The 18127-nt window shown below is 62.6% G+C and carries 18 protein-coding genes; 11 read left to right on the top strand and 7 right to left on the bottom strand.

Going from position 1 to position 18127, the window contains the following annotated elements:
• Window positions 1-42 precede the first annotated feature (42 nt).
• The 6 genes from leuB to B8446_RS07035 all read left to right on the top strand — a co-directional run bounded on the left by leuB (window position 43) and on the right by B8446_RS07035 (window position 6957).
• A complete protein-coding gene (gene leuB, locus B8446_RS07060) occupies window positions 43-1164 on the top strand; it encodes a 3-isopropylmalate dehydrogenase (protein ID WP_048848655.1) in 1122 nt (373 codons plus the stop codon).
• 76 nt (window positions 1165-1240) lie between these two features.
• The gene (locus B8446_RS07055) at window positions 1241-2443 is read left to right on the top strand and encodes an alpha-hydroxy acid oxidase (protein WP_053053752.1); all 1203 of its coding nucleotides are present in this window, start codon (window positions 1241-1243) and stop codon (window positions 2441-2443) included.
• Between the two features lie 73 nt (window positions 2444-2516).
• Window positions 2517-3722 (top strand): pyridoxal phosphate-dependent aminotransferase, encoded by a 1206-nt coding sequence (locus B8446_RS07050; RefSeq protein WP_048848654.1) that lies wholly within the window; start codon window positions 2517-2519, stop codon window positions 3720-3722.
• Window positions 3719-4924 (top strand): pyridoxal phosphate-dependent aminotransferase, encoded by a 1206-nt coding sequence (locus B8446_RS07045; RefSeq protein ID WP_048848653.1) that lies wholly within the window; start codon window positions 3719-3721, stop codon window positions 4922-4924. Before B8446_RS07050 ends, B8446_RS07045 begins: the two co-directional genes overlap by 4 nt.
• Before the next feature lie 39 nt (window positions 4925-4963).
• A complete protein-coding gene (locus B8446_RS07040; protein ID WP_048848652.1) occupies window positions 4964-6652 on the top strand; it encodes a M3 family oligoendopeptidase in 1689 nt (562 codons plus the stop codon).
• A gap of 11 nt (window positions 6653-6663) precedes the next feature.
• Entirely contained in the window at window positions 6664-6957 is a 294-nt protein-coding gene (locus B8446_RS07035) for a putative quinol monooxygenase (protein ID WP_048848651.1), read from the top strand.
• A 10-nt stretch (window positions 6958-6967) separates the two neighbouring features.
• Here B8446_RS07035 and B8446_RS07030 read toward each other — a convergent pair whose 3' ends face one another.
• Window positions 6968-7483: a thioredoxin family protein gene (locus B8446_RS07030; protein ID WP_048848650.1), complete on the bottom strand. Its 516-nt coding sequence runs from the start codon at window positions 7481-7483 to the stop codon at window positions 6968-6970.
• A gap of 79 nt (window positions 7484-7562) precedes the next feature.
• On the opposite strand from B8446_RS07030, the gene B8446_RS07025 reads away from it, so the two are divergent.
• Entirely contained in the window at window positions 7563-7925 is a 363-nt protein-coding gene (locus tag B8446_RS07025; protein WP_048848649.1) for a hypothetical protein, read from the top strand.
• On the opposite strand, the gene B8446_RS07020 is transcribed toward B8446_RS07025, so the two are convergent.
• Window positions 7888-8292: a DUF423 domain-containing protein gene (locus B8446_RS07020; RefSeq protein WP_048848648.1), complete on the bottom strand. Its 405-nt coding sequence runs from the start codon at window positions 8290-8292 to the stop codon at window positions 7888-7890. The two genes, B8446_RS07025 and B8446_RS07020, sit on opposite strands and share 38 nt — an antisense overlap.
• A 245-nt stretch (window positions 8293-8537) precedes the next feature.
• On the opposite strand from B8446_RS07020, the gene B8446_RS07015 reads away from it, so the two are divergent.
• Both B8446_RS07015 and B8446_RS07010 read left to right on the top strand, forming a co-directional pair.
• Window positions 8538-9050: a DUF4142 domain-containing protein gene (locus B8446_RS07015; protein WP_048848647.1), complete on the top strand. Its 513-nt coding sequence runs from the start codon at window positions 8538-8540 to the stop codon at window positions 9048-9050.
• Between the two features lie 4 nt (window positions 9051-9054).
• Window positions 9055-9627: a cob(I)yrinic acid a,c-diamide adenosyltransferase gene (locus B8446_RS07010; protein ID WP_048848646.1), complete on the top strand. Its 573-nt coding sequence runs from the start codon at window positions 9055-9057 to the stop codon at window positions 9625-9627.
• 61 nt (window positions 9628-9688) lie between these two features.
• On the opposite strand, the gene B8446_RS07005 is transcribed toward B8446_RS07010, so the two are convergent.
• Window positions 9689-10333, bottom strand: a complete 645-nt coding sequence (locus B8446_RS07005; protein WP_048848645.1) for a gluconokinase — start codon at window positions 10331-10333, stop codon at window positions 9689-9691.
• Between the two features lie 383 nt (window positions 10334-10716).
• Between B8446_RS07005 and B8446_RS07000 the strand changes: the two genes are divergently transcribed.
• The gene (locus B8446_RS07000) at window positions 10717-11502 is read left to right on the top strand and encodes a hypothetical protein (protein ID WP_241767678.1); all 786 of its coding nucleotides are present in this window, start codon (window positions 10717-10719) and stop codon (window positions 11500-11502) included.
• Window positions 11503-11508: 6 nt separating this feature from the next.
• Here B8446_RS07000 and B8446_RS06995 read toward each other — a convergent pair whose 3' ends face one another.
• Window positions 11509-13443 carry an OPT family oligopeptide transporter gene (locus tag B8446_RS06995; protein ID WP_048848643.1) on the bottom strand — a complete coding sequence of 645 codons (1935 nt, stop codon included), beginning with the start codon at window positions 13441-13443 and terminating at the stop codon, window positions 11509-11511.
• A 161-nt stretch (window positions 13444-13604) separates the two neighbouring features.
• Between B8446_RS06995 and B8446_RS06990 the strand changes: the two genes are divergently transcribed.
• Window positions 13605-14630 (top strand): hypothetical protein, encoded by a 1026-nt coding sequence (locus B8446_RS06990; protein WP_148505890.1) that lies wholly within the window; start codon window positions 13605-13607, stop codon window positions 14628-14630.
• 202 nt (window positions 14631-14832) lie between these two features.
• On the opposite strand, the gene B8446_RS06985 is transcribed toward B8446_RS06990, so the two are convergent.
• The 3 genes from B8446_RS06985 to B8446_RS06975 form a co-directional block, all read right to left on the bottom strand.
• The gene (locus B8446_RS06985) at window positions 14833-15669 is read right to left on the bottom strand and encodes an IS5 family transposase (RefSeq protein WP_048848641.1); all 837 of its coding nucleotides are present in this window, start codon (window positions 15667-15669) and stop codon (window positions 14833-14835) included.
• 151 nt (window positions 15670-15820) lie between these two features.
• Window positions 15821-15973 (bottom strand): transposase, encoded by a 153-nt coding sequence (locus B8446_RS16760; RefSeq protein WP_148505889.1) that lies wholly within the window; start codon window positions 15971-15973, stop codon window positions 15821-15823.
• 400 nt (window positions 15974-16373) lie between these two features.
• The gene (locus tag B8446_RS06975; RefSeq protein WP_241767679.1) at window positions 16374-17615 is read right to left on the bottom strand and encodes a Hint domain-containing protein; all 1242 of its coding nucleotides are present in this window, start codon (window positions 17613-17615) and stop codon (window positions 16374-16376) included.
• Between the last annotated feature and the right edge of the window lie 512 nt (window positions 17616-18127).

Below are 18127 nucleotides of genomic sequence, written 5' to 3'. Positions count from 1 at the left end.
TTCAGGGCTGATTTTTGCTGACTTTCTGGCGGACCGATTTCAATGACCAGCACGCGCAAGCTCCTCGTTCTTCCCGGTGACGGTATCGGGCCGGAAGTCATGCGGGAGGTTGCCCATATCGCGGGCTGGCTCCGTCATCATCGCGGTCTGGCGCTCGACATCGACGAGGATCTGGTCGGCGGCGCGTCGCTCGCTGTCCACGGCGTGCCGATCCGCGACGCGGTCATTGAAAAGGCGAAGGCGGCCGACGCCGTCCTGTTCGGCTCGGTCGGCGATCCGGCATGGGGCCATGTCGGGTTCGACAAGCGGCCGGAAGTTGCGATCCTGAAGCTGCGTCAGGCGCTCGACCTGTTCGCCAACCTGCGTCCGGCGCAGGTCTTCGATGCACTCGCGGAAGCCAGCACGCTCAAGCCCGAAATCGTGCGCGGACTCGACATCATGATCGTCCGCGAGACCGTCGGCGGCATCTATTTCGGCGAGCCGCGCGGCATCGAGACGCTTCCCGACGGCAGCCGGCGCGGCATCAACACGGAAGTCTATACAACGGCCGAGATCGAGCGCGTGTCCCGCGTCGCCTTCGATCTGGCGCGCGCCCGTTCGAACCGTGTGTGCTCGGTCGAGAAGTGCAACGTCATGGAAAGCGGCCTGCTGTGGCGCGAGGTCGTGACCGATCTGCACAAGCGCGAATACCCCGACGTGCAGCTCAGCCACATGCTGGCCGACAATTGCGCGATGCAGCTGGTGCGCGATCCGCGCCAGTTCGACGTCATCGTGACGGGTAACCTGTTCGGCGATCTGCTGTCCGATCTGGCGTCCATGCTCACGGGCTCGCTCGGGATGCTGCCGTCAGCGACACTGGGTGCGGTGCAGGACGACGGCCGGCGGGCCGCATTGTATGAGCCGATCCATGGATCGGCGCCGGACATCGCCGGCAAGGGCATTGCCAACCCGCTGGCGCAGATCCTCTCGTTCGCGATGCTGCTGCGCTACTCGTTCGATCGGGAAGACGATGCCGCCCTGATCGAAAAGGCAGTGTCCAACGTGCTTGCCTCCGGCCTGCGGACGGCGGACATCATGTCAGACGGCATGGCGCGTGTCGGCACCGAGATGATGGGGCAGGCGGTCCTGCGGGAAATGGACAAGCTCAACGTCACGCAGGCGTGACACGCCTGCGGCGGGACGCGCCCTGAGCCCTGCCGTTGTGACGAGGATTTCGAATTGCATCGGAGCCTCGTCATTCATGTCCCTTACAACCCGTCGCCGTCTGCGTGACATCTACCAGCTGACGGATTTCGAGGCCGCGTCACGGCGCTATCTGCCGCGCGCCGTCTATGAATATGTGCGCAACGGCGCGGGCTTCGAAGTCAGCTTGCGGCGCAACCGTGCCGTGTTTCATCGCTATCTCTGGAAGCCCTATCGCCTGCGCGATGTCTCGCAGGTCGATCCGTCAGTCATCCTGTTTGGTGAGCGCTACGCACAGCCCTTCGGTCTGGCGCCCACCGGCGGCGCCGCCATGACGTGTTTCGACGCGGACAAGCTCGAGGCTGCGGCCGCCTATCGGCATGGCGTGTTCTATGCGCTCAGCGCCAATTCCCTGACGCCGCTCGAGGACATCATCCGCATCAACCCGCGCACATGGTTCGCGGCCTATCTGCCGAGCGACACCGACATCATCGACGGCATGGTCGATCGCGTCGCCGCCGCCGGCTACAACGTCCTGATGGTGACGATCGACGTGCCGGTCGCGGCCCAGCGCGTGGCCGAGACGCGTGCAGGCTACACCATGCCGATCCGGCCGAAGACACGCGCCATCCTTGGTGGCCTCGCGCATCCCGGCTGGACGTTCGGCACGATGGGTCGCACGATCCTGAGGGATCGCGACCCGCGGATCGTCAACATTCGGCCGCATGGCGGCCCGGGCCTGTTCTCCAGCGAAATCGGCGCGGTTGGCGGCTCGTCCCGCTTCACCTGGGATCATGTCCAGCGTATCCGCGACCGCTGGCGCGGCAAGCTCGTGCTGAAAGGAATCCTGCGTGCGGAAGACGCGGCCAGGGCGGCGACGCTGGGCGTGGACGGGATCGGCATTTCCGATCATGGCGCCCGGCTGCTGGACTCGACCGTCAGTCCGCTCGAAGTTCTCGGCGAAATCAGGCGGGCGGCCGGTGACATGACGGTCCTGGTCGACAGCGGCTTTCGATGCGGCGGGGACATCCTGAAAGCCCGCGCCCTTGGAGCGGATGCCGTGATGATCGGCCGTCCTTTCCTGCAGGCCTGCGCGGTCGCGGGCGGGGCAGGGATCGACCGGGCGGTGACGATCCTGAGCAGGGAAATCGCGCGTGACCTGGCGCTGCTGGGCCTGACGTCCCTGCCGGATCTCGGACCTGATCTGCTGAGCGACGTGTACACCGTGCCGTTTGCATCGAGGGATGGCGACGAACGGTAGAGCCCGCTCTCGTTTCGGAACCTGAAATGCGCTACGGGTTCGGCCACGCCCCCTATCCGGACGGACCCGAACCATGTCCCTCATCTCCGATCGCCTGAACCGTATTAGCCCGAGCCAGACCATTGCCATCACCGATAAGGCGCGGGTGCTCAAGGCCGAGGGCCGGGACATCATCAGCCTGTCGGCCGGCGAGCCGGACTTCGATACGCCGGAGAACGTCAAGGACGCGGCGATCCGCGCAATTCGCGAGGGCCAGACCAAGTACACGGCCGTCGCCGGAACGCAGGCGCTGCGCAGCGCGATCGCGGCCCGTCTGGCAGCCGATTTCGGGACCGACTACACGGCAGATGAAATCGTCGTCTCGACCGGGGGCAAGCAGTCCATCTTCAATGCAATGGTGGCGACGCTCAATCCGGGTGACGAGGTGATCATCCCGACCCCCGCCTGGGTGTCCTACCCGGACATCGTGACGCTGGCCGACGGTCGCCCGGTTCTGGTGCCGACCGATCCCGCCGCGGGGTTCAAGATGACGGCGCGGCAGCTGGCGGATGCGATCACGCCCCAGACCAAGTGGCTGATGCTGAACTCGCCGTGCAATCCCACGGGCAGCGCCTATACCGCCGATGAGCTGCGCAGCCTGTGCGACGTCCTGCTCGACCACCCGCATGTCTGGGTCTTCACCGACGATATCTATGCCAAGCTCGTCTATGACGGGTTCGTGGCGCAGACCGTCGTGCAGGTCGAGCCGAAGCTGCGCGACCGGACGGTCACGATGAACGGCATGTCCAAGGCCTATGCCATGACCGGATGGCGTGTCGGCTACACGGCAGCGCCCGCCGCGCTGACGAGGGCCATGACGAAGCTGCAGGGCCAGAGCACCAGCAATCCCTGTTCCATCGCGCAGGCCGCCGCCTGCGAGGCGGCGTCCGGCCCGCAGGACTTCATTGCGGAGATGGTCGAGACCTATCGCGGCCGCCGGGATCTGGTGGTCGCGGCCATCAATGCCGCCCCGCATCTGAGCTGCCATGTGCCGCAGGGTGCGTTCTACGTCTTTGCGTCCATGGAAAAGGCACTCGGCCTGACCAGCGCCGGCGGCACGAAAATCACGTCGGACGAGGTTTTCGTGACCGCTCTGCTGGACGAAACCGGTGTAGCCGCTGTCCATGGCACGGCCTTCCTCTGTCCCGGTTATTTCCGCATTTCGTATGCGACCGACACGGAGACACTGCGCGAGGCCTGCCGTCGGGTCACCGCATTCTGCGAAGGCCTGCATACATGACCTTTCGCGTCGCACAGCGTCTGGCCGACCTGCCGCCGCCTGCCACTATCGCCATGGCGCAGCGCGCCCGCGCCTTGAAAGCGGAGGGCGTGGACGTGATCTCGCTGGCCCTTGGCGAGCCGGATTTTCCGTCGCCGCCCGAGGCGGTCGAAGCGGCATATGCGGCAGGGCGTGCAGGCGATACGCGTTATCCGCCGGTCGATGGAACGATCGCGCTGAAAGACGCCGTGATTGCGAAGTTCCGGCGTGACAACGGGCTCGATTACGCACGCAACCAGATCCTGATCGCCAATGGCGGCAAGCAGATCATTTTCGACGCGTTCATGGCGACGCTCGACCCAGGAGACGAGGTCATCGTACCGGCGCCCTACTGGGTCAGCTATCCGCTGATCGCACAGATGATGGGCGCGGTTCCGGTCCCGGTCGCCTGTCAGGAAACCGACGGCTTTCGCCTTCGTCCGGACGCGTTGAAGGCCGTACTGTCGCCCCGCACGCGGTGGCTGGTGCTCAATTTCCCGAGCAACCCGACCGGCGCGGTCATGGGCCCCGACGATCTCGCCGCCATTGCCGAAATCCTGCGGGCTTATCCGGATGTGCTGGTGCTTTCGGACGAGATCTACGAGCATCTGACGTTCGGCGATCGCGTCCACGCGTCGCTTGCGGCGGTGGCACCTGATCTGGCCGACAGGATCCTGACACTGAACGGAGTGGCCAAGGCCTATGCCATGACCGGCTGGCGGGTCGGATTTGCGGGCGGCCCCGCACCTCTGATCGCCGCCATGGCGAAAGTGCAGGGCAATGCGACATCGGGCGTCTGCACGCTGGCGCAGGCGGGTGCGGTCGCGGCGCTGAATGGTGACCAGTCACGGATCGCCTCGATGCGCGATACCTACGCCCGCAGGCGCGATCAGGTGGTCGGAGCCTTGCGGGCGATCCCGGGTATCACCTGTGCCAACCCCGATGGCGCCTTTTACGCCTATCCGGGGATTGCCGCCCTGATCGGCCGGACGACGCCCGGTGGCCTCGTGATCGACACCGACGTGACATTCGCGCAGACCTTGCTCGAAGAGGCCCACGTCTCGACCGTCCCGGGCACGGCGTTCGGCGTGAGCCCGCATCTGCGTCTGTCGATTGCAGCATCCGACGACCAACTCGCCTCCGCGCTCGACCGGATCTCAAGCTTTGTGGCGAAGTTGCGGTAGCGATAGACGAGGCGGGCAGAGAGTGCGAAACTTGCCCGCATGGCACATGAAGATCCGTCCATCGTCTTTTCCGACGTCGCGTTCGCGCGTCCCTCCGAGGACAGCCTGCGCGAGACCTACCGCGACATCGCGGACAAACTCGATCGTGGCGCGCGCGGCGAGGCCCTGAGCGCGTTCGATATCGCACGACGCCATTACGAATCCTGGGCGTCGCTGGTGCATCTGCAGTTCTCGCGCGATACGACCGACAGCGCAGCCCAGGCTGAACGCGATTATACCGACGCTCTGGGGCCGATCGTGACCGGGCACGAGGTCGCCATCAAACGGCGCCTGTTGGCCGATCCCGATCGCGCCGGTCTCATCGGTGCGCTGGGCGATCATGTCGTGCGTCTGTGGGAAGCCGACATCACGACGTTCGATCCGCGTATCGCTGCCGATATCGAGGAAGAATCGCATATCTCCGCCGAATACACGGCGCTTCTCGCTTCCGCGAAGATCGAGATCGACGGGCAGACGGTCAATCTCGCAGGCCTCGCCCCATTCGCACAGAGTCTCGATCGTGACACGCGGCACAGGGCCGAACAGGCGCGCTGGGCATTTTTCGCGGAGCACGGCGAGACGCTGGATGCGATCTTCGACAAGCTCGTGCACCTGCGGCATCGAATGGCGACGACGCTCGGTTTCGATACCTATGTCGAACTCGGGTATCGCCGGATGCGCCGTACCGATTACGGCCCGGCGGACGTGGCCGTATTTCGCCAGAAGATCGCAACCCATGTGACGCCGCTCGTGCAGTCGCTCTGGGAGCATCGCAGGCTTGCCATGGGATGGGACGGCCTGCGGTCCTGGGACGAGGCACTGGTGGATCCGGAAGGCAATCCGAAGCCCGCCGGCGACCATGACGTGCTGCTGGCGCGCGCGCAGAGCATGTTCGATGCCATGGGCGGGGATCTGGGTGCGTTCTTCCGCGACATGAATGCGCGCGGCTTCCTCGATCTCAAGAACCGGGAAGGCAAGGCGGGGGGCGGGTTCTGCACGTCATTTCCCGACGTGGGCATGCCGTTCATCTTCGCGAACTTCAACGGCACCCACAATGACATCGGTGTTTTCACGCACGAGATGGGTCATGCCTACCAGAACTGGAAAAGCCGGGACCAGAAGTCGATCGACGAGCTGTGGCCGACGATGGAGGCGGCCGAGATCCATTCGATGGGCCTCGAATTCCTGACCTGGCCGCAGATCGACAAGCTCGTGGAGCCGGGAACGGCGGACCGCTATCGCCGCATGCATCTGTTCGACAGTCTGGCATTTCTGCCGTACGGGGCCTGCGTCGATCATTTCCAGCACCAGATCTATGACGATCCGGGCATGACGCCGGCCGCGCGCCATATCCTCTGGCGCAAGCTCGAGCAGCACTACATGCCGTGGCGCGACTGGGGCGATCTCGAATACCCCGGCAAGGGCGGCCGCTGGCAGGCGCAGATGCATATCTATCGCTCGCCGTTCTACTACATCGACTACACGCTTGCGCTGTGCTGCGCGCTCCAGCTCTGGCTCAGCAGCCGCGGCGACCCGGAAGGCACGCTCGACATTTATACGGCCCTTTGCGCCGAGGGCGGCTCCAAGCCGTTCACGGCGCTTATCGCCGATGCCGGCCTGACCTCGCCCTTCGAACCGGACGTTCTGGCTGAAGTGGTCCAGGAAGCCGAACAGGAACTTTCGCTTTAGGAGCGGCTCTCATGACGAAATCGCTGTATGCCACGATGCGCGCCCATCCCGATCACAAGGCGCATGTAGCGGAGCTGCTGACCGCGCTGGCGCAGGACGTCCGGGCCGAACCCGGCTGTGTCCGCTTCGTGGTCTACACGCTCGCGGATGATCCGTTGCTGTTTCATGTCGAGGAGACATATCGCGACGACGACGCGTTCAGGGCCCATATGGGCACGGCCCATGGCCGCGCGTTCAACGCCGCGATTGCCGATCTCGTCGAGGGCGGCGCCTCGACGGTCGTCTTTCTCGATCAGGTCGCCTGATCGGGCGTTCTCAGCCGCGCTGGTTCCACTGGCCGATCAGGTCGAGAACCGCCTGCGGCGACATCGCGCGCGCATTGCCGAGTGCCACGGTTCCGTCCGGATCCAGCAGCTTGCCGTCGGGCGTCACGACCAGAACGGTCGGAACGGCCTTGACCGTCACACCGTATTTCTGCGCGATGTCGAGGTTGGTGTTCATCCGCCCGACATTGACCGGAACAACGACGAACTGCGAATTCAGCCAGGCATTGACCTGCGGCACCTCGAAGATGCCGGCCAGGATACGGCAGTCCGGGCACCAGTTTCCGCCCAGGTCGATCAGCACCTTGCGATGGGTTTTCGCCGCCGTGCGAAACGCCTCCTGCACCTGCTTCGCGGCAAGGGAGGTATCGGGGTAGGGGGCGGCGACAGGCGTCGGCTGGGCATCGCCGATCTGCGGAGGCGGCACCGGGGTCGCGGCGATTGCTGCGGATGAACCCGCTAGAACTGCCGTCGCAGCCAGAACACGCAGGCGAGACTGAAAAGACATTTAAGGACGCCTTCATTGATCGAAGCGCCTGCCGGGACTAACGCTTGGGCCCAGACGAGGCAGAAAGTCAGGTTCGAATATGAGATCGCCCCGCACGCGCGTCAAATCCCCGGCGCCCTCCGCGCTCGACGCATCGCCGGAGGGAAGCATTGCCGCAACCCTTGTCCGAACGGTCGTCCTGGTCGGACTGACCGTCATCCTCATGGCCCTGTGCCGCATGTGGGGACCGGCGAAGGCTGCTATCGTCTGGGTTGCCGGGACGCGTGCGTGGCAGTCGCTCTACGATATCCTGCGTCTGCAGAACGGTCTGCAGCGCGAACAGCTTCTGCTCGTTGGGATCGCGCTGTCATGCTTCGTGATCGCGCTGTGCCTTCAGACGATCGGTCTTCTTGCGGTCGCGCGGTTCAGGCGCGCACGCGCAGACCGGCAATCCCGATCATGATCCATGAAGCCATGACGATCATGCCGCCCGTGGGCGCCACGATGCCGGAATGCCGTCCGGTAAAGGCAATCGCATAGACTGCTGCACAAAACAGCGCGATCCCGAAGCTCAGCCCGGCTGCGGCCCAACGAAACCCGTACCCCCTGAATCGGTCCGATGCGATCATCGCGACCCCCAGTGCCAGCAGAACCGGTGCGTGCCACATCTGCATCCAGACCCCGTGCCAAGCCATTTCCCGGCCGCCGGGCACGAACGCACTGGACGGCAGATGCGTCGTCAGGGCGGAGAGCGCCGTGCCGCTCAGGCCGTAGAACGCTGCAACTGCGATGATCGCGCGGGCGAAACGGGAATGAGGTGCAAGGGTCATGGGCTGCGTCCTTTTTGGCGCGAAGGCTGGACGTGTCTGCCAAGGGTTGCAAGGATGCGGCCGACCCGTGTCACACGACGCGGACCGGATATCGGCCAGAGGCCGTATCGGGCCGTTCCGATAACGCGCCTGATTCCAGACCCAGAACCCAGATGAGGATTGGTTTGCCCCGACACGCCCAGCGCCCCGTTTTCGCTTCCCGAGCACACGGTTCGGCTTGCCTGTTTGCTGCAGCCGTTTCCCTCATGGCCTTGGCCGGCTGCACGCCGCCGCCGCCGTCCCCGGCGCCGCTGCCCGCGCTGGTGACGACGACACAGACCGCCAACAAGTCCGACACTGCGTTCATGCAGCTGACAGACGAGAGCGATCTCCTTGCCGAGTCGCTTGGTCGCAACGAAGGCAGCTTCGGCAGCTCGGCCTGCGTGCAGGCCTTCGCCGGCCATTCCGTCGGCGCCCACGAGGCCAACCGGATCGCCATGGTCCAGGCGGCCGGCGATGCATCGGTGACCGTGACGGATACGCTGAGCACGCAGGACACCAACTGGCTGCGCGCGACTGCACGCCAGCGTGGCGCGGCCGCCGATCAGGCCTACCTCCATGCGCTTCTGGTCACTGACCGGGCCCTGCTCGATCAGGCAAGCATCGAGGCATCCGGTTCGCCGATGCCCGGCCTCAAGACGTTTGCCAAGAAGACCCAGGTCGAACTTGCCCAGGAAATCGACGAGCTGCGGTCCCGTCATCTCCCCTGTTATCGCTAAGAGCATGACTCGGCCCGATCCCGTCGTTCGCATCGACCGTGTCACCACGCGGGGCGGCGACGGGGGCATGACTTCGCTGGGCGATGGTGCGCGCGTTGCGAAATCAGCGCCCCTCATCGCTGCAATCGGCGATGTGGACGAAGCGAACGCGGCACTCGGCATCGTGGCCGCGGCGCTGGAGCCGGCGCATCCGCAACGTCAGGTCATAGCGAACCTGCAATCGGCGCTGTTCGATCTCGGCGCTGATCTGTGCCAGCCGAACAGCGATCGTCCTGCATGCCTGACCGATCAGGCGGTGCTGCAACTGGAAGCGGCGGCGGAGCAGTTGCGCGCGGTTCAACCGCCATTGACGAGCTTCGTCCTTCCGGGCGGCACGCCGGCGGCAGCTCACGCGCATCTGGCGCGGACCATCGCGCGCCGTGCGGAACGTACGGTCGTCGCAGCGGGCCGATGGCCGGATGGAGGTCCACAACTGCGCCTGCTGAACAGGCTTTCAGATTATCTCTTTGTCCTTGCGCGCCATCTCAATCGCGACGGGCAGGACGATATTCTTTGGGTGCCGTCTCGAACCACCTGAAGAAGAGACGGGGCAATCGTTTCTGCCCCGTTGGCGAGGGTTCCGGATCAGCAATACGCCTTCACGGCGCGGGCAGCCGTTCGAGGCAGGCGATCACGGCGTCGCACAGGGCGGGTACTTCGGCCGTTACATCGAGATCCATTTCGATCTCGTCCTGAGCCGGCTCTTCCAGTGCGGCGAACTGGCTGTCGAGCATGGATGTCGGCATGAAATGGCCGGTGCGATGGCTCAGGCGCGGCAGGATCTGTGCCTTCGTGCCCTTCAGATAGACGAAACATACGCTCGAAAGGCCGCCGGCCAGAATATCCCGGTAGGCGCGCTTGAGCGCGGAACAGGTGATTACGCCGCTCTGCTTGGCCTCGCTCCAGGTCCGGATGCGATGGGCGATATCCTCGAGCCAGGGCCAGCGATCTTCGTCAGTCAGCGGGATGCCGGCGCTCATTTTCGCGATATTGTTGGCCGGATGAAGATCATCGCCTTCGAGACGGGCGCATTTCAGCCTGGCCGCGAGTGCATCGGCCAGCGTGGATTTCCCGCAGCCTGAAACGCCCATGACAATCAGGATGGTGGGCCGCACCAGTCCCTCGCGCAGTCTGCGCGACGGCGTCACCAGCGGCACGGAGGTCGGATCAGCATCTGGCACGGGCCCCGGACGCTCGAGGGTGGATGCGTGCGGGCCAGAGGCCTGTGCGGCGTTGATCGACATCAGCTCATACTTCCACTCAAAAAAGGTCCGGCGAGGGCGGGCCACGGAACCGGACCAGATCCACAGTTCGACAAAGATGCCTCAGTCGCTTCGGACGAGGCCAGTCACATGCGCTTGCGCAGACAAAACGCGCGGGCCCTGATGGGGCTGCAACATGGATGCCATGACGCCCACATTACTTTCTGTTTATTTGGCGAATATGCGCGGCTTTCTTGCGCTTGAGAGTAACGCTGTTGCCACGGGCGCATGCGGGGTGCCGCGCCCGGTGAGAAACCAACGCAATCCCAAACCGTTAGCCGCTCGGTATGACAGATCGCGTGACAGTCAAGTTGTTTTCGCGTATAGCCCGGTCGTTGCGATGACATCCGGCCGGTCAGTATCGCGTGGCGATCTGCCATGCCGTCGGCCGCGGTCCCGCCACGCTTCTCAGAGAGCCAGAACGCGTTGCAGGCGGAAATGGCTGCTTGAAAGCAGAATTTGCCGAAACAGAAAGTTTTGAAGTGAATCGAGAATATACGCAGGAATCGGACCATGGCAGTGATTCCATGGACGTGAGCGAAGAATCCTTACGACAGGCACTCGCACGTCTCGGAGGCGGCAAGTCCGCCCGCTCACAGAATGGCAACCAGGGCAGCCACGCGGCGCAGGCCGGTCGTCGTCATGCCAACCAGGCTCCGGTGCATGCCCAGGGCAGCGATGCCAGGCAGGAGAACCGGCGCCGCCGCTTTGTCCAGGACGGGCAGGTCGTTGTCGAACACCAGCATTCGCGGTCGGCATCTCCGCGCGCCAGTGTCGCCGCGCAGGAAGATCACGACGAAATCGAGCGTCTGAAGCAGTCGGTTCGCCGCGAACAGCGTCGCTGGGAAGAGGGCGAACGCGCGCTCGCCGAAGCGCGATCTGCCATCCGTGCGCTGGAAACGCGCGCGGCGCATGCGGATCTTCACGCGCAGGAACTCGACAGCCAGTTGCGCCAGCGTGACGAGCGCATTGCCGAACTGACCGTTCAGCTCCGGGACGCAGTCGCCAACCAGACCGTCGTTCAGGACGTGGAAGACACCGCGCCGCAGCGGGCTCCACGCGCCGCGCAACCGCGCCGCGCCCGTGTCGCGGAACCGGTACTCGCGACGGACGACGAGCCCGAGCCCGTCAAATGGTGGATCCGTAACTGACGCACCTTAGCGCGTCATTACGCATTTTCCGAACCAGGCCACGATCAGGATCAGCAGCAGGCCGCCGCCCATCACGGCGGCGGTACTGTCGCCCGATGCAATGGCCAGAAGGTCGCTGTGTCCGCTCAGCCCGGCAAGGGCCGCAAGCAGCACGCCCATCAGGCTCTCGCCGACGATGAAGCCGGAAGCCAGCATTGTTCCGATGCCGGTTTCGCTATGCGTCTCGGCGGGCCTGCGACGCGCCAGCATCCAGCCGACAAGGGCGCCGAAGCCGATCGTGATCGAGACGTCCGGCGGCAGGTAGATGCCCATGCCGACGGCCAGGGGCGGCATCACCCGTCCGCGTCGGCGCAACATCATGTCAATGACGATCAGCGCGCAGCCGAGCAGCGCTCCGATCCCGATCATGTCCCAGTCGAGCTTGTGCAGCAGGATGCCCGTCGCAATCGCGGCCATCAGCGCGGGCTGGGGCGCTGCCAGCGCATGGGTCGCATCCATGCCCGCGCGCGGCATCGTGCCGACAAACCCGTAGGCCTGATACAGGACGTTCAGAACCGGCGGGATCACGAGCGCGCCGACGGCACACCCGATCAGCAACGCGATCTGCTGGCGCCATGGCGACGCGCCCACGAGCTGGCCCGTTTTCAGATCCTGCAGATTGTCGTTCGAGATCGCCGAGGACGCCACGATGGCCGACAGCAGGAACAGGCAGAACGCGATCGCCAGATGCTGATCGGCCGCCGAGAAGACGGGCGGCACGATGTGCAGCGTTTCCAGACCCAGCATCAGCGTCGCGATCACCACGATCGCAATGATTCCGACGCCCGAAATCGGCGACGATGACGACCCGATGATCCCCGCCATGTATCCACAGGCACTGGCCACCAGAAATCCCAGCAGCGTCACCATGAGGGCTCCGAAGAGCACGGCGCCCAGGATCGCGCCATGAGGCGCCTGCGGCCAGAGAAACGCGGCGAACAGCATGGAGAGGATCACGATCAGGGCCGCGCCGAGACCGATGGTGAGCAGGGGCGGCAGATCGCGATCGGTTGCTGCGCGCGTGGCGGCATGGCGGACGGACAGGGCATCCCGCAATCCACGCGCGACAGGCCCCGCGAGCGTTGCGAGCGTCCAGAGGGCTGCAACCGCGATCGTGCCGGCGCCCATGAAGCGCACCTTGTGCACCCAGATCGTGGTCGCGAGCGCATCGACGGCCAGATGCTGCGGGTTGCCGGCAAGGCTCAGCCACGGGACGGCAATGCCCCATGCGATCGCGGCCCCGACCAGCATGGCGATGCCGCCGCCGATGCCGACCAGATATCCGGTCGCAACAAGTGCCAGCGAGTAGCCGCCCTGAATGCGAAATGCGGCGCCCGCGATACTGGTGGAGAGGCTCACCCCGTCCGACACCAGCCGCAGCCCGCCGCTCAGGAACGAGAATACGGCGGCAACCAGACTGCCCTGCGCAAGTGCGCGAACGCTGCGTGAGTCGCTGTCGGCCGACGATGCCTTAAGGATTTCCGCGCAGGCGACACCTTCCGGATAGGGAAGGGCGGATTCGGAGACGAGCGCGCGTCGCAACGGAATTGTGAACAGCACGCCCGTCATGCCGCCGGCCGCGGAAATCAGCGCGGTCTGGAGGAACGGGAAGCCCTGCCAGTATCCGACCATGACGAGCGCCGGCAGGGCCGCGAACACGCAGGACAGGGTGCCGGCCGCGGAGGCCTGCGTCTGGACCATGTTGTTTTCGAGCACGGTGGAGCGACCGAGCAGACGCAACGTCGCCATCGAGATCACGGCCGCCGGGATCGAGGACGCGAACGTCAGGCCGATTTTGAGGCCGAGATAGACATTGGATGCCGTGAAGACGACCGTGATCAGCGCGCCAAGCACGATGCCACGCAACGAAAGCTCGCCGCCGGCGCGGAGGGATGAAAGCATGAAGGGCAGAGCTCCGGCATACGGGACGGGGGCGAATGGCACTGTCCTACGATGCTGGTTGTGCTGCCGCAACGTCACGTGGCCGGCTACCGTCATCGGGCTGGTAATTCCGACCGGAAGCGCGCTGAATGTCGAACAGTCAGGTGGCGTCGAGGTCACGCATGAATCAAACGATCCGTCTGGCCTGTGCCGCTCTGGTAATCGGGCTTTCCCGTCCGCTCTGCGATGCTTTTGCAGCCGATACTGATGCCTGTATCACCGGCAGTATCTCTTTGCCGTTGCTCGGCGGCCGGACGGATGCACCGATTGTTCCCGTGCGTGTCGAGGGCCATGAGGCGGCTATGTATGTCAGCCCTGCCTTTGACCAGATCTACGTGCGCGATGCGGCAAAGGCGCCATTCGATTTCGCCTATCAGGGATATGAGCGACCCGTCGAAATCAACGGCTATCATGTGATTTCGGCAACCGAAATCACGATCGACGACCTTCAGCTGGGCCCGATCGATCTCGCGAATATCGAGGCCGTGAAGTTGCACGGGCTTGGCACGCAGATGGTCCAGGGGCGCCCGATCGTCGGTGTGCTGGGCTACAATCTCATGAGACATGCTGCCGTCCTGCTCGACATGCCACATGGACGGCTCACGCTGTTCACGATCGGGCAGACGGCGGATTGCCAGGATGTTGCGGGGCGTATGTTGGGCGACGATGCACGGTCCGTCCCCCTTGCCGGGAAAGATGACGGCTGGCGCATACCGGTCTCGATCGACGGACAGAAGCGTCTTGTCGGCCTGAATCCGGATCTCGCGGTCTTTGCCGTCCCGTCATCCTGGACCGAAATTCCGGAACTCGCGCCGGATGCCGTTGCCCGGGGCAAACTGGTCGTCATTCATTACGATGAGAAAAGCGGTCTGGTATCGGACGGACGTGAGATCGCCATTCATGACGTCGATATTGGCGGCACGAAGTTGCCCGACATGACGGCGACCATCGAACGCGATACCGACAAGGCCGTACTGGGCACGCCGTTCTTTGCGGACCGCATCGTCCTGTTCGATTTTCCCCAGAACCGGTTCTATTTCATACCCCGGACGCGCAATACGCGGCCGCCGGGCCACCACCTGCATTTCGAGGAGACAATCGTCGCCAGGACGTCTGTTCGGCAACGGGAAGGCACGGTGCAGCAGTAGCTGCCATCGCATCGGTCGTGCCTGACGAAGATTGCGGCATGGGCCTCGATTTTGGTCGGCACGGTGGCCCTTGTAATAGTAGAAGGTGTCGGTGGTGGGCTCAGGACTCATTCTTTGACGTGGAAGATCAAGCTTGCTGCAATCTGTATTGCGGACATAAATGTATAAGCGCAGCGATCTTAGAGCCTGATTCGAAAGTTGTTCAGCACTGGCAATGCCTTGCGGTTCTGCGGTTCAGCATGCGGATTGAGGCGATCAAAGTCCACTCCGTTGACGAGGCTATGGACTTTTCCCAGTCTTTGGCGAGCCGCCTGCAGCGACCGAGCCAGGCGAATGTTCGTTCGACCACCCAGCGGCGAGGCAGGATTTCAAAGCCCTCGGCTGTGTCTGATCGCCTGATGATTTCGACCGTCCATTTTCCCATGCTGGCAAGCGCGGATCGCAGTTTATTGCCGGCATAGCCGCCATCGGCGAAGATGTGGCGAAGCCATGGAAAGTGTTTGCGTATTGCTGCCAGGACATCGACAGCCCCGTCACGATCCTGAATGTCAGCGGCATGAACAGGGAGGAAGATCAGGAAGCCGCAGGTATCCGTCAGAATATGGCGCTTGCGACCTTTGACCCTCTTTCCAGCGTCATAACCGGAAATTCCCCCACTTTCCGTGGTTTTCACCGACTGGCTATCAATCACGCCCGCGCTCGGGGAGGCCTCACGCCCTTCGATCTCCCGCAGGTTCATGACCAGTACCGTGTTCATCGCTTCGAACACTCCGGCATCACGCCATGCGTAAAAGTAGCGCCTGACGGTCGAGACCGGTGGAAAGCATTTCGGCCGCAGACGCCACGCACACCCACCCGAGGCGATATAGAGTATCGCGTTTACAACCTCGCGCATATCCGCCGTGCGAGGCCGTCCGCCCCGTTTCGCCAGGGGCACGAACGGCATAATCAAAGCCCACTCGGCATCCGTCACATCCGATGGATATCGCAATCCCTCCCGGCTATGTTCGTGTCGGGCAATATCAGTCCATGCCACCATTCACTCCATCTCTTTGCAAAGACGGATGAATCACAACATGCTGGTATTGTTGAAAAACTTTCGGATCAGGCTCTTATCAGGTAGCGCCACGTTAGCAAGCCTTCAGTATTGCAAACATGTTTCCGATCAGACTGCGGTTTTTATACAGACCTCAGTTACAAGTCGGCTTCAATTTCCGGTTCTTTTTCGGCGGAACGCAGGCGGTAATGCTTCGTTCTGTAAGTGATGGCGCGATCCGGTTGCTGTCATAGCCTCTATCCCCGATAACTTCCTCTCTCTCTCGTATAGGGAGATGCGCCAGCAATACGTCTGCGCGTTTGAAGTTACTGACCTGACCTGCGGCTAGCCTATTCCGTCAGGGCGACGAAGATCCGGTCAAAGACACCCAGGCGGCTTCACCGGATGGAACGATTATACAGAATCTTGTGCAGACCATGCACTTTCGGAATGTCTTCCCACTGAAAGCCGCTGCGGGTCATATAAACAACCCCTTTCAGAACACGCCGGTCATCCATGCGTGGTATTCGGTGTGTCAGAGGGAAGATGGCTCAATCCGTTCCAGCTGGCTCTCAGACAGCAAAAACACATCGCCGACAGGCCCACCCTCCATCGGCGAGCCTGTGAACCACGACAGCACTTTCAGTTTAATGAATTAAGAGGTCTTGAGGCTCACGGTCCCTGCCCTGGATATCCAGGGCAGGGGGTCAGGCGTGTCTGGTCTGCTGTTCTGGGAGGGTGTCGTTGAACAGGTAGGGCCCTGCGACTTTGACCTCGATGGCCATCATGGCGAGGCTGCCTGGGGAGCGCTGGCCGAGCGGGAGCAGGGCATTGCCTGCGGTCCAGCGCATGGTGCCGCCCTCGACAGTGTTCCAGCCCGGGAGGCTGTCGCTGTGGAGGTGGGTGGTCAGCGTGCGCGTGGTGTCGCTTTCGAACAGGGTGACTTCACCGACCAGCACGCCGAGGGTCCGGCGGTCATCGACGAAGGGGCCGACCACGTCACAGGGACGGCTGACGCTGGAAACGATCCGGACGGACTGGATATCGGGCGGAAGCCTGAACATCACACGCCCGCTGCTCTCGCGCGTCGGGCGAATGACAGCGCCTGTCTCCGTGACCAGGTGGAGGTTGCTGTCATCGGTCAGGGGACGAACTTCGGTCTGGCGAGCGCCATCGACCTGGGCCGAACGGGCCTCGATCTGGCGAAATAAAGGTTCGACGGTCTCTCGTGACGTATCCAACGGAGCTGCCGCGTCGGTTTTCCAATCTTTGGACGAGGAGAACAGACCTCGTATGACAGCGTCGTTTGTCCGAAAAGCACGTCGGTTGCCGGTGTCGAGATAGCTCTCGGTGAGCATGCCGTCCGCCATGATGACCGAGTGTTCTTCGGTTTCGATGTGGTAGTAGTCGTAAGACGTGATCGACCTGTCGAAGAAGATCGAGCGACCATTCACCAGCATACGGGCCGGGGTGAACTTTCCGTCAAAGAACAGGCAGTGTTCCGCTGTGATCAGCATGTCCTTGAAAGGAACACCATCCGCAATAGCGTCCTTGAGAACGCGAACCGGATACCCAGCCTGGTCATCGGGCAAATTCGGGCGGACCATGCAATGTGCCTGACCAGTCCAAGTGACACGTTGGGATGTAGCTACACCCTCGACGTAGGTTACGATCTCATCACCCGTAACTACGTCTTCGACCCGCTTTTGGCCATTATTTAAGGCAATCAGACTGCCGGACAGAAAACACAGGGATACGTTGGATCCGTTGGATGTTTCAAATGTGTAAGAAGTATCGAAATCGGTTGAAGATGAATATGACCATGACGTAGTGTCATTTGCGACCGAATTATTGTCGGCGTTGTGCGTAAAATAATCCCCATTTGATATATTGCTAGATGTAGTTGCCAGTACCCACCAAGTCTGCGTGCCTGATTCATGGACAATCATGACGCCATTATTTGATGATGACGTAAGTATATTGCTATATGTAAATGAATGTGAATTTCCGTTTGCATCAATGAATGATATAGTATCATTTGATCCAAATGTAACGGAAGTGCTGCTGGTGAGTGTGTTGGTTCCGCTCCCGGTGTCACCACCACTTCCGCCTACTTCGTAGCCGAAAGCCGTGTCGTAATTATCGTCCGGGAAAGAAGATGAGTCCGTTAACTCAACTACCGATAGAGTCAAGGTGGTATTTTTGGGTACCGACATTGACTGCGTTCCCTGTTCGCCGTTTAGACTAACATGACCCTCTCTTGTTGCTATTTGTTTGAAAAGAGAGTTACCTAATTTATGTCTTAGTGTTGCTCGAATAGCAAGAGTTGAGTGGGCGCGCCCCTATGACGTAGGCAGACGTGGGGGCAGATGAGCGAGATTGACCGTATCATGCATGCTCTATGCCAACGATGTCTCAGAGCCCTTTTGGAAATTGGGGGTATGGGGGTTTGCATTGGGTC

Origin of the sequence: Tanticharoenia sakaeratensis NBRC 103193 (genome assembly GCF_000963885.1) — a bacterium.
Lineage (GTDB): Bacteria > Pseudomonadota > Alphaproteobacteria > Acetobacterales > Acetobacteraceae > Tanticharoenia > Tanticharoenia sakaeratensis.
This window is presented reverse-complemented; position numbering and strand designations above follow the sequence as displayed.